The organism is Microbacterium sp. R1 (genome assembly GCF_015159725.1).
Taxonomy (GTDB): Bacteria; Actinomycetota; Actinomycetes; order Actinomycetales; family Microbacteriaceae; genus Microbacterium; species Microbacterium oxydans.
Map to the genome: position 1 here is coordinate 1,127,889 of NZ_JADDUD010000001.1, position 22,340 is coordinate 1,150,228.

Sequence of the window (22,340 nt, forward strand, 5' to 3'; positions counted from 1 at the left end):
CGATCATGAGCCATGCCGCGTTCGCCGATTCCGTGCACGTGCGCGCCCCGGGGAAGATCAACGTCTTCCTCGGGGTCGGCGGCCGGCACGACGACGGCTATCACGCGCTGGCGACGGTCTTCCAGGCGGTCTCGCTCTACGAAGACGTGATCGCGCGCCCCGCCGACGACTTCTCGGTGACGGTCTCCGGAGTGGAGGACATCGAGTCCGTGCCGCTGGACGACCGCAACCTCGCGATGCGCGCGGCCAAGCTGCTCGCCGTCGCGGTGGATCATCCGGGCGGGGTGGCGCTCGAGATCCGCAAGAGCGTGCCCGTCGCCGGCGGCATGGGGGGAGGGTCGGCGGACGCGGCAGCCGCCCTCGTGGCGTGCGATGCGCTGTGGGGCACCGGGCTGTCGCAGGCCCGACTGCACGACCTGGCCGCGCGTCTGGGCGCCGACGTGCCGTTCGCGCTGCACGGGGGAACGGCTGTGGGCACGGGGCGGGGAGACCAGCTCAACCCGGCACTCGCCCGCGGACGCTTCGACTGGATCCTGGTGCCCAGCGAGCAGGGGCTGTCGACGCCCGTGGTGTACGAGCGCCTCGACCTGCTGCGCGAGGACGAGGGCGCCCTGGCCGACGACCCGCAGCTGTCGCTGGACGTGCCCATCCCCGTGCTGCAGGCGCTGCGTTCGGGGGACCCGGCCCAGCTCGCCGACACCCTGTTCAACGATCTGCAGGCCGCGGCGCTGTACGAACGGCCCGACCTCGCCGAGACGATCAGCCTCGGGGTCGCCGCCGGTGCGCTGCAGGGCATCGTGTCGGGCTCGGGGCCCACGATCGCGCTGCTCTGCCCCGACCCTGAGACGGCGCAGGACGTGCAGTCGTCCCTGCGGGAGAACGGGCTCGACCCGCTGCACGTGCACGGCCCCGTGCCGGGTGCCCGCATCATCGGCTGAGGATCGCGTGCCGGCTCAGTCGGCTTGCAGGAGCGCGCTCACCCGATAGGGGATCACTTCGCGCAGGAACAGGCTCGTCGACGTGCGGAGAATGCCGGGGCACAGCCGCACGACCTCGGCCACGCGGTAGAGGTCGTCGGGGTCCTTCGCGACGACACGCAGCAGCAGGTCGGTGTCGCCGGCGGGAGCGAAGCACTCCAGCACCTCGGGGACGCGACTGAGCGCATCGATCGCGTCCGTGATCTGATGCTGATCGAGTTCGACCAGGATCGAGGCCGCGACACCGCGCCCGAGGGCCTGCGGCAGCACTCGCGAGCTGTGCGCACGCAGGTATCCTCCGGATTCGAGGCGATCCAGTCGAGCGTGCACGGTGCCGCGGGCGAGGCCGAGATCCTGGGCGATCAGGGCGACCGGACGGCGGGGGTCACCGTCGAGCACGGTGAGGATCCTGCGGTCGGTCGCGTCGAGGTTGGCCATTTCGATCACCGTCGCCTTCTGTGCGGAGTCACGATTGATCGGATCGTTCAATCAGAAGTCACTCTATGGTCTGAATGATTGCATTGTGGTCAAATCGGTGTCAGATACGCACGATGTCGGCCACGAGCGGACATCACGCGCACCCGAACGACAGGCCACGAGCCTCACGACCAGGGTGCAGAGGGCGACGGGCCACGAGCCTCGACCGGCCCCGTCCCTGCAGCCGCCTCGTTCTGCAAGGGGGCGGGGCGGGCGCACTCTCCGGATGTCAGAGCCGTGTGCGTCTCAGTCGCGGGGGACCAGCAGCCGCAGCTGCACCATGGCCGAGAACCGGGCTTCCGGGTCGGCGAGGTCGAGTCCGCTGATCTCCGACAGGCGACGCAGCCGGTAGCGGAACGTGTTGGGATGCGTGTAGACGCGGGCTGCGGCGACGGCCACATCTCCGAACGCGTCGAGCCAGGCGCGCAAGGTCTCCACCAGGTGCGTCCCCTTCTCCCTGTCCTGCGCCAGCAGCTGCGCGACCGGACCGGTGGGCTGATCGCCCCTGGCGCGGACGAGGTCGGCGAGTTCGACCAGCAGCGCCTCCATCTGCACCGAAGTGAACCGTGCGACCGGTTCGCCGGAAGGCGCCTGACGGACCACGCGCAGAGCGCGGTCGGCATTCGCGCGCGAGGAAGGGATGTCTGCGACCGCCTCCGCCACCGTGCCGACGCCGATGCGGATCTCAGCGGTCGCGCCGAGCCGGCCCAGGAAGTCCGTGGCGACGCGCGCGGCGCGGCTGTCCGCGTCGGGATGCTCCGATCCGGGATCGGCATCGCCCTGCTCTGGGCGGATCCCGACGACGGCGTACACGACATCGCCGATCACGGCCACAGCCGAGCGGAGGTACACGGCCCCCAGGTGCACGGCGAACGCATCGGCGATCCGCTGCCTCTCCGCGACACCTCGTGCCCCGGCGGAGGGCTCGTCGTCGATGTCCTCCGTGGCGGACACGGCGAGCACGACGCACCGATGATCGCTCAGGCGCAGACGAGCCGTCGCATCCGCAGCCCCCGGCCCTCCCTCCAGGATCGTGGAGAGCAGGTCGGCGCGCAGTCGGCGCTCCACGTCGGCGCCGGCGCGCAGACGCAGCATGTGCAGGGCCACCAGCCCGGCCGAGTCCTTCAGCGCTCGCACGCGGTCGGGCGAGAGCGGTTCCTGCACAGCCGCCCAGATGGATCCGAGGATCTCGTCGCCCGCACGCACGGCCAGCGCCACGCGAGGGAACGACGGCAGACCCTCGGTGTTGGACACCGGTCCGACGTGGATCGGATCCTCGCTGCGGTACAGCTCCTGGAAGACGCCGCGCTCCTCGAGCTGCCGCGCGAACCGTTCGGGAACCTGCCGACCGAGCACCGTCTCGATGCGCGCCGGATCGGCCTCGTGCTGGCGACCCGAGAACGCGACGACCCGCGAGTTGCGGTCCTCGATCGTGACCGGTGCGTTCAGCAGCGTGGCGATCGCGTTGGCGAGGGCGAAGAGGTCGCCGGAGGGCATGCCGCCCAGCGTCGTCGTTCCCTGATCGCCGACGTCACCCTCGGCGATGAGCGAGCGCAGCATGGCAGCCAGTTGCGCCCACGACGCCCCGCGGGTGAGCGCGAGCACCGGGATGCCCGTGGCCTCGGACGCATCGCGCACCGGTTGTTCGGCCCGCACCGGAGCGCGCAGCACGAGGGCGGAGGCGTGCTGGGCAGCAAGGTTCTGCAGGAGTTCGGCGATCTCATCGGGATCGCTCAGCCCGACACCGAGCACGAGTGCCCCGCGCATCGGCATCGCGTCGTCCAGGACGTCGTGGATGACGACCGTCTCGATCTCGGCGTCGTCGTCGGCCGCACCGCTCACCACCTCGAGCAGGGTGTTGCCGAGGTCTTCGATGACCCGGCCGAGGCTGGCGCGGGGCCTGGTCGTCACGGACATGAGCACAGCGCCCAGGCTAGGGGGCGACCACGGGTGGGGGAGCTGTGGGGCACGACGAAATCGTATCGACTCTTGGTCGATCTCGACAGGATCGTCGTGCCCCGCACGGGCCGTCAGCCGGCTCTCAGAAGGTGATCCACTCGGTGCGGACCGTCACGGCGTCCAGCGCATCAGGATCGGGCGTCACGCCAATTCCCGGACCCGTGGGAACGGTGAGAGTGCCGTCCTCGACGACGAACGGCTCGGTGATGTCGCGCGCGTAGTAACGGCCCGAGCCCGAGGTATCGCCGGGGAGGGTGAAACCGGGGAGGGCTGCGAGGGCGACGTTCGCCGCACGCCCGATCCCGGTCTCGAGCATGCCGCCGCACCACACCGGGATGTCGTTCGCCGCGCACACGTCGTGGATGCGTCGTGCCTCCAGGTACCCGCCCACACGGCCAGGCTTGATGTTGACGATCGAGCAGGCGCCGAGGGCGATCGCGTCCGCCGCGGCCCTGGCCGACACGATCGATTCGTCGAGGCACACCGGGGTGGTGATCGCCCGGGCGAGCTGCGCGTGTCCGAGAAGGTCCTCCTCGTCGAGCGGCTGCTCGATCAGGAGCAGGTCGAACGGGTCGAGCTTGGCGAGGTGCCGGGCATCGCCACGGTGGTAGGCGGTGTTCGCGTCGACCTGCAGCAGCACGTCGTCGCCGAAGCGCTCGCGCACTGCACGCACGGGGTCGATGTCCCAGCCCGGCTCGATCTTCAGCTTGATGCGCACGTACCCCTCGTCGAGGTAGCCGCCGACGGCTTCGAGCAGCTCGGGGATGGAATCCATGATCCCGACCGAGACACCGCAGTCGACCCGGTCGCGCACGGCGCCCAGCTCGCGCGAGAGCGGCACCCCGGCCGCCCGCAGCTCGGCATCGAGGATCGCCAGCTCGACCGCGGCCTTCGACATGCGGTGCCCCTTGAACTTCGCCAGCGCCGGAGCGACCCCATCCGCGTCCAGGTCCTTCACCTGCGCGAGCGCCGGCAGCAGGAACCGGGTGATCACATCGACGCTCGCCTCCACGTACTCGGAGGAGTACAGCGGGTCGTTCATGGCAACGCCTTCGCCCCAGCCCTCCGCCTCGTCCGTGACGGCGCGGACCACCAGGGCCTCGCGCACGGTCTGCACGCCGAACGACGTCCGGAACGGCGACACCAGCGGCATCTCGATCACGCGCAGCTCGAATCCGGTGAGCTTCATCCCTGTTCTCCTCTGTCGATGGTGTAGGCGCCGGAGCGGTCGAACGAGAGCACGCGCCCTCCACCCTCCAGCGATGATCCGAGCGTCTCGCGCAACGCCAGACGCCATGCGGTCGCCCGTGCGGGTTCGGTCAGGCGCAAGGTCTCGATGTCGCGTGGCAGCGCCACCCGTACCAGGCGCGCGTCGGTGCGATGCCGCAGCGGCCCGAGGTCGCCGCCCACGCTGAGCAGCGGCTCGACGGACATCTCCTCGGCGTTGATCTCCTCGGTGTCGATCTCCACGATCTCAGGCACCGGCTCCCCGTGACAGGCGGCGACCACCCTGGGGTCGCGCACGTACCAGGTCACGAGCATCCGATCGGTGTCGTCCGCCCCGTTGAGCGCATCGGCCATGTGTCCGTAGAAGTTGCGGTGATACGACGTCGGGGTCGCCGCGAGCTTCACGAGGTTGAAGTGCGCATTGCGGCTGATGAGGGGATCGAACGTCCAGGAGATCTCGTCCAGACCCTCCTCGAGCGCCCACGCGCGCTGGTGCACCTTGAGGGCGAAGCCGACGCTGCGACCGCGCATCCGCGAGGAGACGCCCGCGATGTGGCTGTGCAGCGCACGCTGCTCGGGAGCGGCGAAGAAGCCGAAGCATGCGCCGACGAGCTCGTCGTGCTCGAATGCTCCGCCCACGTAGCTGCCGGCCTTCGACAGCGCCCGCAGCGTCTCGACGTTCACGGGGGAGGCTTCGCCCTGCTTGGTCCAGATGCTCTGGAACAGCTCGGCGACCAAGGTGAAGTCGTCCACATCCTCCAGCAGGCGGATCTCCACCCCCGCTTTCGACGCGGCGGCGTTCGCGGCATCGGCGGCTTCCTCCGGCGACGCGGGGAAGGCCGCGGCGTCCGTCAGGCTCATGCCCGTCCTCCGTTCCGCGCCGGCGTGCGTTCTCTGACGGCGAGGATCAGCTCCTGCAGCAGCACGATACGCTCCGGGATCAGTGCGACGATCACGTGCTCATCGTCGGCATGGGCGCCGCCGCCGACCGCGCCGAGCCCGTCCAGCGTCGGCACCCCGAGCGCGGCGGTGAAGTTGCCGTCGGACGCGCCGCCGACCTCGACGCCGTGGAACGGAGTGAGACCGGCACGCTCGGCGATCTCGAGCGCCAGCGCGAACAGCGGTGCCGAGGATTCGGGCTCGAGTGGCGGACGATTCGCACCGCCGTCGACGCGTACGGAGGCACCGGGGACGGTGGCAGGGATCGCACGGAGGGCGGCATCCACCCTGTCCTGCTCCGCGACCGTGCGCACGCGCACGTCGACGGCGAACTCCGCCTCGGCCGGCACCGTGTTGGTGGTGCTGCCGGCGCGCAGGAGCGTGGGCGTCACGCTGGTCCCCACCGACTGGTCGCCGAGCCGCGCGATCGCGAGCACGAGGTGGGCCGCCTCGACGGCAGCGTTCACCCCGCGCTCCGGTTCGAGCCCGGCATGGGCGGCACGCCCCGTGACATGCACACGGTAGAGCGAGACGCCCTTGCGTGCGATCTTCACGGCACCGCCGTCGGCCGAGGCCTCGAGCACGAGCGCCGCAGCGCAGCCGATCGCCTCCTGCTCGATCAGGGCGCGCGAACTCGGAGAACCGAGTTCTTCATCACCCGTGATCAGGATGCTGATGCCGGTGCGATCGGACAGTGCGGCGACGGCATGCAGCGCCATCACGACGCCCGTCTTCATGTCGAAGCATCCGGGTCCGCGGAGCACACCGTCCTCGGCGGTGAACGGCAACCGCCGCAGCGAGCCGAGCGGCCATACCGTGTCGTGGTGGCCGAGGAGCAGCACGACCGGATCGCCGAATCGCCAGCGCAGATGCGTGCGCCCGTCGATGACGATGCGTTCCGGGGCGACCCCCAGCAGCCTCTCACCGAGGGCGGCGACGACGTCGGCGCTGCGGGAGACGGCTTCGAGGTCGTCCGACGGCGACTCGCAGGAGACGAGGGTCTCGATGTCGGCGAGGACCAGGTCGAGGTCCGCGTCCGCCTGCACGCGCATCACGACACCTTCGGCGCTGCGCGCACACCGTGGTGCAGGTAGCGCTCGCCGCTGGGCAGGGAGTAGAAGACCACAGCATGCCACCCCTGCTCGCCCTCCGGTCGCATCACGAACTCGCCGTGACGCACCGGGACCAGAGGGTGCTCCTGCACCGGATCGGGGAGGAGGGCGGCGAGCGGGCCGTTGAGCGTGGTGCGCATGCGCAGGCCCTCGTCGTCGCGGAAGATCTCGGTACGGACCCCTGAGCGGTCGTAGATGCCCTCGAACTCGGAGAAGTCGTCGGCGAACGGCTCCGCAGGCGGGGTGAGGCCCGCCGGCACGTGCACATCCGCGAGCTCGGAGAAGATCTCGTCGAACAGTTCGGCGTACAGGTCGTGCGTGTTGCCGCCATTGGTGAGCATCGTCACCGCGAGCTGCTCGTCCGGCAGGATGCGCAGGAACGCCGCCTGGCCGATGGTGTTCCCGTCGTGGCCGTAGAGTCGGCGCCCGTCCCAGTCGAACAGGATCCACCCCACGCCCCAGGCATCGCCGAGGGAGTACGGGTCGGGCATGTCGACCTCCCGCTGCTGCATCCGTCGCACGCTCTCCTCCGACAGCACCCGCGTGCCGTCGGCTGCGAGTCCCCCCGTGAGGTGCATGCGGGCGAAGGCGAGCACGTCGGCGGTCGTGGAGTTCACCAGTCCCGCCGGACCCATCGCGCGCGGGAGCATCCAGGCAGGGGCGAGGGTCGGTCCGTCATCACCCACTTCGGTGTGGCCGCTGGCGGCACGGAACATGATGGCCTCTTCGGGGAGCGTGCAGGAGTGCGTGAGACCGAGGGGCGTCATCAACAGGTCGCGCATCGCCTGGTCCCAGCTGGTACCCGTGATCTTCTCGATCACCCGACCGGCCAGCACGAATCCGGAGTTGCAGTACGACATCGTGGCACCGAGCGGGTGGTTCTGCGCGATGCCGTCGAGCAGCGCGACGTACTTCTCCAGGGTGTCGTCTCCGCGGCCGGTATCGGTGAACACGTCGCCGTCGATCCCGCTCGTGTGGTTGAGCAGGTGACGCATCGTCACGGTGCGGGTGACCTCGGGATCCGACGAGGCGAACTCCGGGACGTACTCCACGATCGGGGTGTCGAGGTCGAGCCTGCCCTCGTCGACGAGCTTCATCACCACCGAGGTGGTCCACACCTTGCTCATCGAGCCGATCTGGAACACCGAGTCGTCGGTGGTCTCGATCCCCGTGCGCACGTTGAGTATGCCGTGGTGCGCATACACGGGCTCCTCTCCGAGACGGAGGATGCCGAGGGTCGCCCCGGGAACCTTGTGCGCCTCGGCCAGGGCGCTCAGTCGCTGCTGCCAGTGCCGGGCGTCGAGTCGTGCGCGCACCGGCTTCCCCGCTGGCGGGGCGTACTGCTCTACCCAATCGATCACCCGCTGCGAGAAGTCGGCGCGGTGCGACGGCGGACCGGAGAGCACGAAGAGGTGCGAGCCACCGGGGTAGAGCACGAGACGGGTCGGCACCCCGCGCTCGCGCAGCGCCGTGAACCACTGCTCCGCCTGACCCACCGGGCAGCGGTCGTCGGCTGCGCCGTGCAGGATCAGCGTCGGCGTCTTCACCTGATCGACCCGCGTGAACGGCGACTGCGCGGAGATGCGCTCCTCGTCGCGCCACGGCAGACCGCCGTTCTCCTTGGAGGAGAGGTAGTGGCCGAAGTCCGACGTGCCGCCCATCGAGAACAGGTCGGTGACGACGCCACCGGCGACAGCGGCGGCGAAGCGGTCATCGCGCGAGGTGAGGAAGCACGTCATGAAGCCGCCGTAGCTGTAGCCCGTGACGGCGAGGCGCGCCGGATCCGCGACGCCTTCCGCCACGAGAGCGTCGATCGGCTCCAGGAAGTCGTTCGCGTCGTTGACTCCCCAGCCGCCGGATACCGCCGAGAAGAACGCGTCGCCGTAGCCGTCGCTTCCTCGGGGGTTGACGGTCAGGACCGCCCAGCCGCGTCGCGTGAGCACCTGGTGATAAGGGTGGGCGATGTCCGCTGCCCCGTTCCAGGCGTTGTGCGGCCCGCCGTGGATGTCGAGCAGGAGCGGGAGCGGGCCAGCGGCGTCGGGGTCGCGGCGCAGCCAGCCGGTGACGACCGTGCCGTCGGAGATCGTGAATCGGCGCTCCTCCGCGGGCACGAGCTCGAACTCGGGAGTGCCGTAGTCGGTGAGGGTGCGCGCCGTGCCGTCGGAGAGGTCCAGGAGCGAGACATCGCCGAACGACTCCGGTGTGGCGAGCACGATCGCGGCGGACGATCCTGCGACCGACAGCCCCGAGACGTTCGCGGTGCCGTCCACGAGAGGCGCGGCACCGGAGCCGTCCTGCGCGACCCGGTACACGTGCGAGTAGCCGTTGTCGCGAAGGCAGAACACGATGTCGCCGTCCTCCGTGAACTGCGGCATGCCGCCGGGGTAGCCCGGACCACCGGGCATCACGTTGCGGTCGAGGCCGGCGGTGAGGTTCCGCGGGTCTCCGCCGTCGACGGGGAACAGCAGCAGGTCCGCGTTGCCGACCTCGGTGTCGGTGCGCCCGGCCGCGAGCACGTGGCGACCGTCGGGGGTCCAGCCCACCGCCGTCGCCTGCACGTCGGCGGCGCTGACCTGCACCGGGGGGCTGTTCGGGTCGGTGGACGAGCACACGAGCACGGGGATCCGCATCGTCAGGTCCGCATCGTCCTCGACGCTCGCCGAGTAGGCGATGCGGGTGCCGTCCGGCGACCAGAAGGGCTCGGAGGCGTGCGAGCGTCCACGCGTGAGAACGGTGATCTTCCCGGAGGCGACGTCGAGCACGTGCAGCTGCTGCACGAGCGTGCCGAGGGTTCCGGCGCCATCCGCCTTGTATCCGAGACGGTCGGTGCCGGTCGGAGCCGAACGACGGTCCAGGATGGTGTCCTTGCCCTCTCCGGGGAGGGCCGCGCTGTCGACCGGGGCGGTGAAGGCGAGGCGTGTACCGTCCGGACTCCAGGCCGCGGCGCCGGCGCCGAGAGGGAGAGCGGTCAGGCTGCGGGCCTCGCCGCCGCCTGCAGGGAGGACCCAGAGCTGCGCGGGTCCGTCCTGCGCCCGCAGGAACGCCAGCTGCGCGCCGTCGGGGCTCCACACGGGGGCAGAATCCCCTGTGCCGTGCGTCAGCGGGGCGGGGGCTCCGCCGGAGGACGCCACCTGCCAGAGCGCGCGGGTGTCGCGGTCGCCGTCGCGGTCGGTCGTCCGCAGCACGTAGGCGATGCGGGTGCCGTCCGGAGACAGCGCGGGCTGCTCCGGTGTGCGGACGGAGAGCAGGTCGTCGACGGTGACGCGGTTCATGAGAGCTCCAATCGATGGTCAGTTCACTGTGTCCGCTGAGAGCGGGGACAGTGTTGTGGTCGCGGCCGAAACCAGGGGGATGCTTTGGGAGGTGGGCACAGTTCCGAGCGCGAGGTCCGCGTGCGTGCCGGCGAAATGGCATGCGGCTCCGGCTGAACCGGAGGGCAGAGGAGGATCCGCGATCACGCAGATCTGACGATCGGGTCGTGCCGCGGGACCGATCGGGCACCGCGGGTGGAACCGACATCCGCGGGGAGGCGAATGCGGGTCGGCGGGCTCCACGTCGACCGGGGCGAGCGGGTCGACCGCCAGCAGGTCGCCGTTCCTGGTGGGCGCCGCCTGCAACAGGTCCCTCGTGTACGGGTGCTGCGGGTCGGCGAGCACCTGCTCGGTGGGTCCGAACTCCACGATCCGCCCCAGATACATCACTGCGATGTGGTCGCTCAGATAGCGCACGACCGAGAGGTTGTGCGAGATGAACAGCATCGTGAGGTCGAGTTCACCGCGCAGCTCCCGCACGAGGTTCAGCACCGAGCCCTGCACCGACACATCGAGCGCCGAAGTGATCTCGTCGGCGATCACGACCTCCGGCCTCGCGGCGAGCGCTCTGGCGAGGGCGATGCGCTGTCGCTGACCGCCGGAGAGCGCTGCCGGAAGAGACGGGGCGCGGTCGGCGTCCAGGCTCACCAGGTCGAGCAGTCTGGCGACCTCCGCGCGTCGAGCAGCGGTGCCGCGGATGTCTCGGGGGAGCGCCTCGGCGATGGACTCGCCGATCGTCATCCGGGGGTCGAGCGAGGAGAACGGATCCTGGAACACCATCTGGATGGGGCGCCGACGACGGAAGCTCCGCACATCCGCACCGTCGAGAGTGATCGCTCCCTCGCTGATCGGCGCGAGGCCGATCGCCGCGCGAGCCAGCGTCGATTTGCCCGACCCCGATTCGCCGACCAGCCCGACCACGGAGCCGGACGGCACGACGAGGGAGACGTCGTCGACGGCCGTGAGACCGGCGCGGTGCGTTCCGTAGCGCACGCTGACCCGATCGAATCGCAGTTCGCTCATCGCAGGACCGTCTCTTCCTCTTCAGTGCTCGTGTCTTCAGTGCTCGTCTCGTCAGCAACCGTCTCGTCAGCAACCGTCTCGTCAGCAACCGTGGCGATGGCCACCGGCACCGGAGCCTCGCCGTCGACCGGGTGCCAGCACGCGACCCGGTGTCCCGCTGCGTCGGCCGCCAGTTCGGGGTCGTTCTCGCGGCAGAGATCGGTGGCGAGGGGGCACCGGGCGGCGAACGCGCATCCGACGGGGAAGGCCCCTGGCGCCGGCGGGCGGCCGGGGATCATCTTGAGCGGCTCGCTGCGGTCGGCGTCGAGCTCGGGTACGACCTCGAGCAGTGCCCGGGTGTAAGGGTGCCTGGCGTCGGTGTGCAGGGTCGCCGCGGGCAGGTCTTCGACGATGCGGCCCGCGTACATGACGAGCACCCTGTCGCAGGTCTGCGCGACCACGGCGATGTCGTGGCTGATCAGCAGGATCGCGGCATCGGTGTCGCGCCGCACTCCCGCGAGCAGCTGGAGCACCTGTCGCTGCACCGTCACGTCGAGCGCCGTCGTCGGCTCGTCGGCGATGATCAGCCGCGGGTGGTTCATGAGACCCATCGCGATCATCGCGCGCTGCCTCATGCCGCCGGAGAACTCGTGCGGGTACTGGTGGGCGCGGCGGGCGGCCGCGGGCACCCGCACCGACTGCAGGCGCTCGATCGCCCGGTCCATGGCCTGCTTCCGCGTGATGTCCTGGTGCTCGGAGGCTGCCTCGGCGAGCTGCGATCCGATGCGCCTGGTCGGGTTGAACGACGTCATCGGGTCCTGGAAGACCATCGCGAGCGACGTGCCCAGCAGGCTTCGCACTGCCCGATCCGAGCTGGTCAGCAGCGGAGTGCCGCAGAAGTCCAGCTGCGCGGCGGCGACATGGCCGGGACGCTCGATGAGCCGGGCTGCGGCGAGGGCGGTCAGGCTCTTGCCGGATCCGGATTCGCCGACCACGCCGATCGCCTCGCCGCGCGACACGGTGAACGAGACGCCGCGCACCGGGGTGACCCACCCGGCAGGCGTGGGGAAGGAGACGCGCAGGTCGTCGACGAGGAGCACCACTTCTTCACCGTCGACCTGCGCGGGCTTGCTGGCATCGAGTCCGGTCGCTCCGGAGAGCGCGACGGTGGGAAGGCGATGGCGGCGCCGAGCCGACCGTCCGCCCAGGGCTGCAGCCGCCGTCTCTCCGAGGAGGTTGAAGGCGAGGCCGGCGATCACCACGGCCACTGCGGGTCCGAGCGCCGCCGCGGGGTTGAGGTAGATGCGGTTGAGGCCCTCGCCGAGCAGGCGGCCCCAGTCGTACTCCGGCACCTGCACGCCCAGACCGAGGAACGAGAGTCCGGCGAAGGCCAGCAGTGCCGAACCGGCCGCGACGGTCGCGTTCACGATGAGCGGCTCGCCGATGTTGGGCAGGATGTGGCGGATGAGGACCCGCAGGCGCGAGACTCCGGCGACCCGGGCGGCGGAGATGAAGTCGCGACCGGCGATCGCCGCCGACAGGGTCTGGGTGAGACGGGCGAACTGCGGCGCCATCGCGAAGCCGATCGCGAGCACGGCACCGGTGGAGCCGACGCCGAAGATGACGGCGAAGAACAGGGCGAGGAGGAGGCCGGGGAAGGCCACGGCGATGTTGACGAAGCCGACGATCGGGCGTCCGACCCATCGGGGGAGCACCGACGGTGCCGTGCCGAGCAGCGTTCCGGCGACCACGCCGATGACCACCGCGACCACGGCGAGCACCACAGAGAGTCGGGTCGCGACCAGTACGCGGGCGAGCACGTCGCGGCCGAGGGCGTCGGTTCCCAGCAGATGCTCCGCGCTCGGTCCCTGCGTGATCGCGGTCGGGTCCACCTGCTCGGCCTGGGCGCCCCAGATCATCGGGGCGAAGATCGCGCCGAGCGTGACGAGCAGGATCAGACCGAGGGCGGTGATGCCGAGGGGCGAGCGGACGATGCCGGACCATGCCGTGCGTGCGGACATCATGCCTCCCTGATGGTGGAGCGAGGATCGAGGAGCGCGAGGATCACGTCGATCACGAGGTTCACGACCAGCACCCCCACGCCGTAGACGAGCACGATGCCCTGCACGACCGAGTAGTCCTTGGTGAGGATCGACTGCACGATCATGGTGCCGAGCCCCGGCCAGGCGAAGACGTTCTCGACCAGCACGGTGCCGGCGACCATGCCCGTCAGGAGCAGTCCGGTGAGGGTGAGGGTCGCGGTCATGGCGTTCGGCAGCGCATGGCGGGAGTAGATGCGGCGCGGGGCGAGGCGCTTGGCCCGCGCGGTGCGGATGAAGTCCTGGCCGAGCACGGAGAGCACCTCGACCCTGATGATGCGTGAGAACACCGCGATCGGGCCGACCGCGAGCGCCACGACCGGCAGCACGAGCGCGAACGGAGCGGTGTTCCCGGCGACGGGGAACCACCCGAGCGACACCGCAAACACGTACACGAGGCCGACAGCGAGGAGGAACTCGGGAATCGCGGCGAGGATGACCGAACCGGTCGCGAACGCCAGCTCCAGCCCGCGTCGGCGACCGCCGCGGGTGGCGACGGCCATGGTCACCCCGAGCGGGACCGAGACCAGCAGCACGAGCACGACCGCGAGCAGGGCGAGCTGGAGAGTCGCGGGGAGCCGGGTGGCGATGATCTCGGAGACGGGCTGGCTGGTGATCATCGAGGAGCCCATGTCGCCGGTGAACAGCCCCCCGATGTAGCGGAAGTACTGCACGATGAGCGGCTGGTCGAGGCCGAGAGCCGCGCGCCGGGCCTCGACGAGCTCGGCCGGGGCGTTCAGCCCTAGCGCCGCGCGCACCGGGTCGCCCGGCACGAGGTGGATCATGAGGAAGGCAGCCGTGACCAGCACCCACACCGAGAGCAGGAACTGCCCTCCGCGCCGGACCAGGAAGGACAACCAGGGGTTGTCCGACCGGGCGGATCTGATCAGTATCGCCTGCGTGGCGGTGGTGCTGGCCATCGGCTGTCTCCGGTCTCCGATTACTCGTACATGCGGATCGACGTGGGGTCGATGCCGTCGCCCTCGGTGAACGTCGCCTTGGTCGCGAAGGTCGACCGGTCGATGTTCGCGTACGGCATGACACTGGTCGTCGCGTACAGGGCCTGCTCGGCGGTGCCCCAGTCGTCGCACCCTTCGCTGCCGGCCTTCGCGGATGCCGCGGTGACGGCCTCCGTGTACTCCGGATTGTCGATCGAGGCGAAGTTGGTGCCGTTCGGCGGCGTCGGGCCCGAGTAGAACGGCACGAGCATGCTCGGCAGCGAGACGGTGAGCGGCGCGGCCGAGATGTCCCAGTCGCCCGTGGAGAACAGGGTCTCGCTCAGCGTGGGCGAGTCCACGGCGGCGACCGTGATGTCGACGCCCAGCTCCTTCCAGGCGGCCTGGGCGAGCTCCGCTGCGGCGTTGCCGGCGTCGCCGAGCTGCGAGGAGTAGATCATGCGCAGGGTCAGCGTCTCGCCGTCCTTGGTGCGCACGCCGTCGCTGCCGGCCTTCCACCCCGCCCCGTCGAGCGCTGCGGCTGCGGCCTTCGCGTCGAATTCGGGCATGAAGCCCTTCAGCACGTCCGCACGGCAGGGGTTCGGCGACACGGTCACGAGCCCGGTGGGCACGCTGGCGGATCCGCTGCCGAGAACCTGGCGCATCTGGTCGAGGTCGAGTGCCTCGAGCAGCGCCTCGCGCACGGCCTGGTCAGCGGTGGGGCGTCCCTCCGCCTGGTTGAAGATGAACTGTCCTGCCGGGGTCGGGATCTCGGTGTGGAACAGCCCGGCGTCCTTGAGGCGCTTGTTGTCCGGACCGATCACGAGGGCGGCGTTGACCTCGCCGGAGAGCAGCAGGTTCGTGGCGGTCGTCTCGTTCGGGATGACGCGGAAGACCACGGAGTCGGGGAGCCCCTTCTGCTTCGGGTCCCAGTCGTCGGGGCCCCAGGCGAAGTCGTCGCGACGGGTCAGCGTGTACTGGCTGTTGGGGACGACTTCGGCCATGGTGAACATGCCGGTGGCCCCTTCGCCCTTGGAGAGCGCATCCGGGTCGTCGATCACCGATCCGCAGACGATCGAGATGCTGCCGATGTTCTCGATCAGGAACGAGTCCGGTCGTCCGCTGGTGACGGTCACCGTGCCGGCGGTGTCGTCGCCCACGGCACTGGTGCCCGGCTGCACCTGCAGCCCGACCAGGGGCGAGCCGTTGGCCGGGTCTCCGATGTGGGTGATGTTCGCGGCCACGTCGGTGGCCGTGAGCGGGGTGCCGTCCTCGCACGTGAGACCGTCACGGAGCGTGAAGGTCGCGGTCGTGGTGTCCGCCTCCCAGGAGTCGGCGAGGCCGGAGGCGATGCTGCCGTCCTCCAGCACCTCGACGAGCCGCGCGTACAGGAAGCGGTCGATCGAGCGCGCGACGGACATCACGGTGACGAAGGGGTCGAGGCTGCCGGGATCGGTGGAGATCACCGAGGTGAAGGTCTTGCCGTCGGCGAGCACGCCGTCCGTGGCATCCCCGCTGGGCGGGGCGCCTCCGGCGCAGGACGTCAGGGCGAGCGCCGCAGCGCCGAGCAGCGCGACCAGCGGGGTACGAGAACGCATCAGAAGCCTCCAGCAGTGTTCGGGATGGTGCAGGTGGGTGGTGCAGGGGGATACGGGTCGGGGATCAGCGCGCGCGCAGGGCTTCGACGGCGGCGAAGGCGGCGCGTCCGATCGAGGCGTCCACGAGCGGCTGTCGGTCGTTGAGCGATGCTGCTCGAGTGAACACGGCCACCGCGTACTGACGGCCGTCGGGGTAGGTGACCACACCGGCTTCGTTGCGCCAGGTCGGGAGTGTGCCGGTCTTCGCGGCGATGCGCACCTCGGCAGGGAACCCGGAGGTGAGTCGGTGCGGCCAGATCTGCAGTGCCATGATGTCGCGCGCCTGACGACAGGCCTCCGGTGCGGCGGCGGCGTCGGTCCACAGCGCGTTCAGCACGGCGGTCACCTCGCGCGGCGTGGAGTGCGACGTCCGCAGCGGCTGCACGGCGTCGAGGGCGAGGATCTGCTCCGCGTTCGCTCCGGTCAACAGGTCGTCCAGGTCGCTGTCGGCCGCGCCGCCGAGGTCGGCGACCACCGAGGCGAACAGGTCTTCGCAGCACCCCACGAGCTGGGTCTGCCGCAGCGCGAGGTCGGAGATGACGCGATCGATGGCCTCTGCGCCCAGGCGGTGGTAGATGACGTCGGTCGCCGCGTTGTCGCTCATGGTCATCATGTTCAGGGCCAGATCGCGCCAGCTCATCTCCACGTCGTCCGCGAAGCCGGCCGTGCCCACCCCTCCGATGCGGTAGCGCGCCGTCACGGTCGTGCGCGCCGCGGGGTCGAGCTCTCCCGCGGCGACCGCGCGGACGAAAGCGGTCAGCACCAGGATCTTGAAGACCGAGGCGAGCACCACCGGCTCATCGGCGCCAACGGTCACTTCAGGACCGCCCTCGACACCGATCTCCCTGGCATGGAGGAAGCCCGTGGCTCCTGCCTCTGCGAAGATCTCGGCGATCCGTCGTTCGACGCCCGTCGTGTCCGTTTCCGGTACGGCGGCCGCGATGCTGCTCATGCGTCCACCCGGCGGTCGGCTCGTCCGGTGTGCAGGTACAGAGCACGTCCGCTGCCGTCGTCGCCGACGAAGGCGTGCGGCATGCGCATCCCGTTCTGCGCTTCGCGGGGGAGCAGGGTGTCGCCGGCCCAGCCGATCAGCTCGACGGGCTCCGGCGCCGGCCCCAGTTCGGCGAAGATCCCCTTCATGGTGCGTTCCAGCCAGATGCGGCCATCGTCGTCGACCCGCACGGTGGAGTCGGAGACCGACGACGAGTACGTGCCGAGGATCCGCTCGAGGTCGATCGCGACCGGGGAGTCGGGGATCGACGGCAGCTCCGGGACCGTGACCCCGGCGAGGGCGGCAAGCACCTTCGACGTGATGGCATGGTACGCATCGACCGTGCGTCCGCCGTTCGTGAGCACCGCCACCGCGACTCCCGCGCCCGGCACCATGCGCAGGAATGCGTTCTGGCCGATCGTGCCGCCGTCGTGGCCGATCACGGGTCCGCCGTCCCAGTCGAAGATCTCCCAGCCCAGACCCCAGGCGTCGCCCATCAGGCCGAGTTCGGGCAGGTCGACCTGCCGTTCCTGCATGGCCAGCACGCTCTGCTCCGAGAGCACCCTGGTGCCGTCGGCGGCGACGCCGCCGTCCAGATGCATGCGGGCGTAGGTCACCAGGTCTCGCGCCGTCATGGCGAGCATCGATCCCGCGGGGGCGTTCGAGCGCACCAGGCTCCACACCGGCGCCGGCACGGGCTCGTCGCTGCCCTCCGCGGGGATGTGCCCGAGCGCCGCGCGGAACATGATCGCCTCCGCGGCCGTGGTGGCGACGTGAGTGAGCCCCAGGGGAGCGGCGAGGTGGGTACGCAGCGCCTGATCGTAGGACGTGCCGCGCAGCACTTCGACGATGCGGCCGAGCACCACGAACGCGGCGTTGTTGTACGAGAACCGCTCGCCGGGAGCGAAGAGCTGCGGGGCGTCGGCGATCGTCGCGAGGTACTTCTCCACCGCGTCGTCGCCCACCCCGGTGTCGTTGAACAGGTCGCCCTCGAACCCGCTCACGTGGCTCAGCAGCTGACGAGGGGTGATCGCGCTCGCCGCCGTGTCGTCGCCGATCGTGAACTCCGGCACCACCTCGCGCACCGGGGCGTCGAGGTCGAGCAGACCCTCGTCGACGAGCTGCATGATCAGCGTGGCCGTCCAGGTCTTCGTGATGGACCCGATCTGGAAGACCGAGTCCTCGTCGGCTTCGACGCCGGTGTTGCGATTGAGGATCCCGGCTGCGGTGGTGAAGATCTCGCCACCGGCCAGGATCGCGACGGATGCGGCAGGGATATGCGCGTCGGCCAGCATCGTGGGAAGGTTCTCCCGCACCCAGCTGCCGATTTCGTTCAGGTCGGACACGTGCGCTCCTCTTCGTCGAGTAGGCCGTCGTCTTCGGGCGACGGCGATGGGGCCGAGACTATTCGGGCGATCCGACGCCTCGTTGGTTCCCGGCGACGAGACTTGCGCAGACCTTGGTGCGGCCGGACGAACGTTCCCCGAGTCAGCGCCGCCGCACGGCGCGCAGGCCCACATGGAGCAGTTCGGGGCCGCCTTCCGTCTCGTCGAGGAGACGACCGACGGGCTGGGCGGCATCCGTGATCAGGGCGCCGTCGGCACGCACACGCAGTCGCAGGGGCGGCCGCGGAGGGATGCCGAGCGCGGCGATGTCCGCACGCAGCACCATCGCGAACTCGAGAGCATCACCCGCGCGGGTCACGTCGTAGTGCCACTGCCCGGCGTCGTAGATGCCCACCACGTCGTCGAGCCTGTCCGCGGGGCCGAGCTCGACCTTCTCCGGCGCCTTCTCGATGCCGCGAAGGTTGCGGAAGCACCAGTCGACGACGGCCGTCCCCAGCGCTTTCCCGCCACCGCTGTTGGTCAGGACCGTGACCGCGAGGTCTTCGTCGGGGGCGAGGACGAACTCGCTGAGCTGCGTGTCGGCGATGTTCCCTCCGTGCATCACGACCCGCGCCGAACCGTGATGGCCGAGCAGCCACGGCAGACCGATCGCATCGACGGGCGGGCCGGCCGCGAGGTGGGGCTGCTGCATCAGGAGTCGCGTGGCGTCGCTGACCGGCGTCGTTCCCGAGGTCTCGCCGCGCATCTGGAAGCGGGCGTATGCGAGCTGATCGCGTACGGACGACACGATCCCGCCCTCCGGTGCGATGTCACGGGTCAGCGGCCAGTGCGGGAACGTCGTCGTCGCTCCTGACCCATCGGGGACGTGACCCACCGCGTGCGGGCGGGCGATCACATCCCAGGGGAAGAAGAACGTTTCCGACATGCCCAGAGGATCGAACACGACGCGCTGCACGGCACGTTCGAACGTCTCGCCGGTGACCCGCTCGATCACACGGCCGAGCAACCGGATTCCCGCGTTGCTGTACGAAGCGATGGTGCCGGGAGGGAAGAGCTGCGGGAGCTCGGCGAAGGTCGCGACGTTGCGGGCGAGGGCGTCGTCATCCCACCCGGGGCGCTCATCCGCATCGCCGAGGAAGCCGCCGGAGTGCGTGAGGAGATGCCGGATGCGCAGTTCAGCCAGCGCCTCCTCGTCGGCGAGCCGGAGGCCGGGGAGCACCTCGACCACGCGGGTGTCGAGGTCGATGGCCCCGGTCTCGACCAGATGCATCGCGACCGTCCCGGTGAAGGTCTTCGAGGTGGAGCCGATCTGGAACAGGGTGCGCTCCGTCACGGCTGCGCCCGTGTCGACCGCCGCGACACCGGTCGTCGAGACGATCTCCCTGTCCCCGTCGATCACCCCGACGACCGCGCCAGGCACGTTCAGGGCAGCGGCCGTCTCATCGAGGAACCCCTGCAGGTCTGCGCTCGTCCCCTGTGCTGTGCTCATGATGCATCCCCCCGCACGGCGCGCCCCGGAAGCGCAGCGGTCACGAGCTCTCCTTCGTGCACGACGCGAGTGCCGTGCACGAACAGCTCCCGTACGCCCTGCGACGGTCGGGTCGGATCGGCGTAGGTCGCCCTGTCGCTCAGCGTCGTCGGGTCGATCACCACCACGTCCGCGTCCGCTCCGACCGTCAGGTGCCCCTTGCTCCGCATCCCGGACGAGACCTCGTCCAGCACGCGGGCGGGCAGGAAGGAGCAGCGGCGGAAGGCGTCGAGCCAGCTCCACGTGCCGCTCTCGAGCACCATGAGCCGGAGCGACTTGGCGAACGTGCCGGCGGTGCGCGGATGCGTGTGCCCACCGGGAGGGAGCGGCCAGTCGCGCTGCTCGTACAGCGTGCGGCCGTCGATCCCCGTCCAGGAGACCGGCATCGCGTCGCTCGCCACGATCGCGTCGGGGTAGGCGAGTGCGCGGTGCAGGTGCGCGCGGTCGAACGGATCGGCCTCGTCGAGGAACGTCACGATGCAGGTCGCTCCGGGGTCGGTCGCCCGCACCTCCCGCAGCCGGGCTTCGTCGGCGATGCGCTCGCCGGTGTCCACGAGCACCAGCGAGCTCGGGGTGATGCCCAGGCCCGGGAGCTTCTCGGGGGCGAGGAAGAACGCGCCGATCGCGGTGCTGCCCGCGCCGTAGGGGTAGGCCTCGACCGTGACGCGGGACCCGGCGGCGCGGCTGCGGTCGATCAGCCCTAGCACGCGGTCCACGTGCCGCAGCGAGGTGCTGTTCACGTGGCAGTGGTGCATCGCGGCACCCGTCTCGGCGGCGGCGCGGACGAGCTCCTCAGAGCCGTCGATCGGAGTGCGGGGGTCGGCTTCGATCAGCTCTCGCACATGCGTGAAGGTCGGAGCGTGCGCGGCGGCGGCGAGGCGAGAGAGGTCGAGGTACTCGTCCGGATCGGAGCGCGGCGCGTACCCCATGAGCACGCCGATGCCGAGGGCACCGGCCCCCAGCTCGTCCTCCAACAACCCCAGCCAGCGGCGGCGCTCCGCGGGGGAGGACGAGCGCTGCCACTCCGGTTTGCCGAGCAGGTCCATCGACGCGGTGAAGTCGGCGACGGGCACCCGGTCGAGGTGCGCGTACGCCCGCGCCTGCGACCAGGAGGCCGAGAATCCGTAGTTCAGCGGTCGGCCGTCCGCGGCGGCACGGGCGAGGGCTTCGGCGATGGGCATGAGTCCGGCTTCGAGGTCGAGTGCCGTGGTGACGCCGTCCATCGCCTGCAGCCGCTGTCCCGGGATGGAGTGCACGTGGCTGTGCAGGTCGACGAACCCCGGCCCGACGATGAGACCGGTGGCGTCAACCACCTCGGCATCGGCCGGAACCGTGAGTCCGTCGCCGAGAGCGGCCACGCGCCCGTCGGCGAGGAGGAGGTCGGTGATCCGGTCGGTCTCCGTCTTCGGGTCGATGACGCGCCCGCCGCGCAGCAGAGTGTCCACGCTGTCACCCTGCCATGCGGGACGGGGGCGATCCGGTGCGGTGCGACGAAACCGGGTGATGGTTCCGGTGCCGCCGTACAACCCGTTCTGCGCGCCCCGGTCCACGGGGAGGTGCACGGGAAGGCGTCGACAGACATAATGTACTGGGGATGTGACCGTGCACACGCAAGGAGGCAAGTGATGTCCACCGCCTCCGAGCGCGCCCGCCTGCCGAGTATCCGCGACGTCGCCCGCCTCGCCGGTGTCTCGCATCAGACCGTGTCCCGCGTGCTCAACGATCATCCGAGCATCCGGCCGGAGACGAAGGCCAAGGTGCTCGACGCCATCTCGGTCCTCGACTACCGGCCCAATCTCGCCGCGCGCGCCCTGGTCACCAGCAAGTCGAACATGCTGGGGATCCTGTCCGCGACGATCGGCGAGTTCGGACCCACCTCGTCCATCGCCGGCATCGAGGATGCGGCGCGGGAGGAGGGCTATTCGGTCTCGACGCTGAACCTCGCCGACACGACGCCGGAGGCGATCGGCCATGCGGTGCGGCAGCTGTCGCGTGAGCAGGCCGATGGGATCGTGGTGCTCGCCCCCCAGGTGCGGGTCTTCCATGTCCTGCGCGGCATGTCCGTCGACATGCCGTTCGTGACGCTGCAGACGGCGTCCGGATCCGACGGCGTGAGTCTGTCGGCGGACCAGGTGGCCGGTGCGAAGGCGGCAACGGAGCACCTCATCTCCCTCGGACACAGCGACATCCTGCACCTGGCCGGTCCCCAGGACTGGATCGAGGCGGAGTCGCGCATGCGGGGCTATCTCGACGGATTGCGTGAGGCCGATCTGCCCACGTTCCCGCCCATCCGTGGCGACTGGACGGCGGACTTCGGGTACTTCGCGGGCAAGGAGCTCTCGCTTCGACGCGACTTCACGGCGGTGTTCGCCGCGAACGACCTGATGGCCATCGGTCTGATGCACGGGTTCCGGGATTCGGGCGTGCGGGTGCCGCACGACGTGAGTGTCATCGGCTTCGACGACATCCCCGTCGCGGCACACGTCGCTCCGACGTTGAGCACCGTGCACCAGGACTTCCCCGAGCTCGGTCGTCGGGCGGTGCGGATCCTGCTCGCGGAGATCCGCGGCGAGCAGGTGCCGGCCTTCGGTCCGCTGCAGACGATCCTGCGCGCCCGCGAATCCGCCGTCGCCCGCTGACTCGTTCCCTGCGGCGCTGCGCGGAGGCTCGCGAACCCATCGAATCCTTTCGATCCGAGCTGTCGCCTGGGGGCTCGCGATCGCGCGCATCTCGGCAGTGTCACGGTCCGGATTCGAAATGCCGATGCCGACTTGACAGCAGTCCCGACGAAGACGACGAT

Annotated in this window: 16 protein-coding genes; 2 read left to right on the forward strand and 14 right to left on the reverse strand. The window is 70.2% G+C overall.

Annotated elements, in window-relative coordinates:
- The first annotated feature begins 5 nt into the window (after positions 1–5).
- Complete coding sequence (locus ILP86_RS05725; protein ID WP_058632403.1) at positions 6–938, forward strand: 4-(cytidine 5'-diphospho)-2-C-methyl-D-erythritol kinase; 933 nt, start codon at positions 6–8, stop codon at positions 936–938.
- Between the two features lie 15 nt (positions 939–953).
- Here ILP86_RS05725 and ILP86_RS05730 read toward each other — a convergent pair whose 3' ends face one another.
- The 14 genes from ILP86_RS05730 to ILP86_RS05795 form a co-directional block, all read right to left on the reverse strand.
- Entirely contained in the window at positions 954–1,415 is a 462-nt protein-coding gene (locus ILP86_RS05730; RefSeq protein WP_046749869.1) for an Lrp/AsnC family transcriptional regulator, read from the reverse strand.
- Between the two features lie 285 nt (positions 1,416–1,700).
- Entirely contained in the window at positions 1,701–3,371 is a 1,671-nt protein-coding gene (locus tag ILP86_RS05735; RefSeq protein WP_193761997.1) for a helix-turn-helix domain-containing protein, read from the reverse strand.
- Positions 3,372–3,495: 124 nt separating this feature from the next.
- Positions 3,496–4,602 (reverse strand): o-succinylbenzoate synthase, encoded by a 1,107-nt coding sequence (gene menC, locus ILP86_RS05740; protein WP_193761569.1) that lies wholly within the window; start codon positions 4,600–4,602, stop codon positions 3,496–3,498.
- Entirely contained in the window at positions 4,599–5,501 is a 903-nt protein-coding gene (locus ILP86_RS05745) for a GNAT family N-acetyltransferase (protein WP_058632405.1), read from the reverse strand. Before ILP86_RS05745 ends, menC begins: the two co-directional genes overlap by 4 nt.
- Positions 5,498–6,631, reverse strand: coding sequence for a M20 family metallopeptidase (locus ILP86_RS05750; protein WP_193761998.1), 1,134 nt, complete (start codon positions 6,629–6,631; stop codon positions 5,498–5,500). Before ILP86_RS05750 ends, ILP86_RS05745 begins: the two co-directional genes overlap by 4 nt.
- The gene (locus ILP86_RS05755) at positions 6,631–9,963 is read right to left on the reverse strand and encodes a serine hydrolase (RefSeq protein WP_193761570.1); all 3,333 of its coding nucleotides are present in this window, start codon (positions 9,961–9,963) and stop codon (positions 6,631–6,633) included. Before ILP86_RS05755 ends, ILP86_RS05750 begins: the two co-directional genes overlap by 1 nt.
- Positions 9,964–9,981: 18 nt before the next feature.
- Positions 9,982–11,025 carry an ABC transporter ATP-binding protein gene (locus ILP86_RS05760; protein ID WP_193761571.1) on the reverse strand — a complete coding sequence of 348 codons (1,044 nt, stop codon included), beginning with the start codon at positions 11,023–11,025 and terminating at the stop codon, positions 9,982–9,984.
- Complete coding sequence (locus ILP86_RS05765) at positions 11,022–13,028, reverse strand: dipeptide/oligopeptide/nickel ABC transporter permease/ATP-binding protein (protein ID WP_193761572.1); 2,007 nt, start codon at positions 13,026–13,028, stop codon at positions 11,022–11,024. The genes ILP86_RS05760 and ILP86_RS05765 overlap by 4 nt, the downstream gene beginning before the upstream one ends.
- Positions 13,025–14,023, reverse strand: a complete 999-nt coding sequence (locus tag ILP86_RS05770; protein ID WP_058632408.1) for an ABC transporter permease — start codon at positions 14,021–14,023, stop codon at positions 13,025–13,027. Before ILP86_RS05770 ends, ILP86_RS05765 begins: the two co-directional genes overlap by 4 nt.
- A 20-nt stretch (positions 14,024–14,043) precedes the next feature.
- Positions 14,044–15,636, reverse strand: a complete 1,593-nt coding sequence (locus ILP86_RS05775; RefSeq protein ID WP_113680695.1) for an ABC transporter substrate-binding protein — start codon at positions 15,634–15,636, stop codon at positions 14,044–14,046.
- A gap of 64 nt (positions 15,637–15,700) precedes the next feature.
- On the reverse strand, positions 15,701–16,627 hold the full coding sequence (locus tag ILP86_RS05780) for a serine hydrolase (RefSeq protein WP_193761573.1): 927 nt from the start codon (positions 16,625–16,627) through the stop codon (positions 15,701–15,703).
- Positions 16,624–18,012, reverse strand: coding sequence for a serine hydrolase (locus ILP86_RS05785; RefSeq protein ID WP_113680697.1), 1,389 nt, complete (start codon positions 18,010–18,012; stop codon positions 16,624–16,626). Before ILP86_RS05785 ends, ILP86_RS05780 begins: the two co-directional genes overlap by 4 nt.
- 142 nt (positions 18,013–18,154) lie before the next feature.
- Positions 18,155–19,501, reverse strand: a complete 1,347-nt coding sequence (locus ILP86_RS05790) for a serine hydrolase (protein ID WP_193761574.1) — start codon at positions 19,499–19,501, stop codon at positions 18,155–18,157.
- On the reverse strand, positions 19,498–20,985 hold the full coding sequence (locus ILP86_RS05795) for an amidohydrolase family protein (protein ID WP_193761575.1): 1,488 nt from the start codon (positions 20,983–20,985) through the stop codon (positions 19,498–19,500). The genes ILP86_RS05790 and ILP86_RS05795 overlap by 4 nt, the downstream gene beginning before the upstream one ends.
- Before the next feature lie 180 nt (positions 20,986–21,165).
- Between ILP86_RS05795 and ILP86_RS05800 the strand changes: the two genes are divergently transcribed.
- Entirely contained in the window at positions 21,166–22,179 is a 1,014-nt protein-coding gene (locus tag ILP86_RS05800) for a LacI family DNA-binding transcriptional regulator (RefSeq protein WP_046749709.1), read from the forward strand.
- Positions 22,180–22,340 lie beyond the last annotated feature (161 nt).

Excerpts from the sequence above, each read along its gene's own strand:
- ILP86_RS05725 (WP_058632403.1), top strand. The coding sequence starts at position 6 with ATGAGCCATGCCGCGTTCGCCGATTCCGTGCACGTGCGCGCCCCGGGG.
- ILP86_RS05730 (WP_046749869.1), bottom strand. The coding sequence starts at position 1,415 with ATGGCCAACCTCGACGCGACCGACCGCAGGATCCTCACCGTGCTCGAC.
- ILP86_RS05735 (WP_193761997.1), bottom strand. The coding sequence starts at position 3,371 with ATGTCCGTGACGACCAGGCCCCGCGCCAGCCTCGGCCGGGTCATCGAA.
- menC (WP_193761569.1), bottom strand. The coding sequence starts at position 4,602 with ATGAAGCTCACCGGATTCGAGCTGCGCGTGATCGAGATGCCGCTGGTG.
- ILP86_RS05745 (WP_058632405.1), bottom strand. The coding sequence starts at position 5,501 with ATGAGCCTGACGGACGCCGCGGCCTTCCCCGCGTCGCCGGAGGAAGCC.
- ILP86_RS05750 (WP_193761998.1), bottom strand. The coding sequence starts at position 6,631 with ATGCGCGTGCAGGCGGACGCGGACCTCGACCTGGTCCTCGCCGACATC.
- ILP86_RS05755 (WP_193761570.1), bottom strand. The coding sequence starts at position 9,963 with ATGAACCGCGTCACCGTCGACGACCTGCTCTCCGTCCGCACACCGGAG.
- ILP86_RS05760 (WP_193761571.1), bottom strand. The coding sequence starts at position 11,025 with ATGAGCGAACTGCGATTCGATCGGGTCAGCGTGCGCTACGGAACGCAC.
- ILP86_RS05765 (WP_193761572.1), bottom strand. The coding sequence starts at position 13,028 with ATGATGTCCGCACGCACGGCATGGTCCGGCATCGTCCGCTCGCCCCTC.
- ILP86_RS05770 (WP_058632408.1), bottom strand. The coding sequence starts at position 14,023 with ATGGCCAGCACCACCGCCACGCAGGCGATACTGATCAGATCCGCCCGG.
- ILP86_RS05775 (WP_113680695.1), bottom strand. The coding sequence starts at position 15,636 with ATGCGTTCTCGTACCCCGCTGGTCGCGCTGCTCGGCGCTGCGGCGCTC.
- ILP86_RS05780 (WP_193761573.1), bottom strand. The coding sequence starts at position 16,627 with ATGAGCAGCATCGCGGCCGCCGTACCGGAAACGGACACGACGGGCGTC.
- ILP86_RS05790 (WP_193761574.1), bottom strand. The coding sequence starts at position 19,501 with ATGAGCACAGCACAGGGGACGAGCGCAGACCTGCAGGGGTTCCTCGAT.
- ILP86_RS05800 (WP_046749709.1), top strand. The coding sequence starts at position 21,166 with ATGTCCACCGCCTCCGAGCGCGCCCGCCTGCCGAGTATCCGCGACGTC.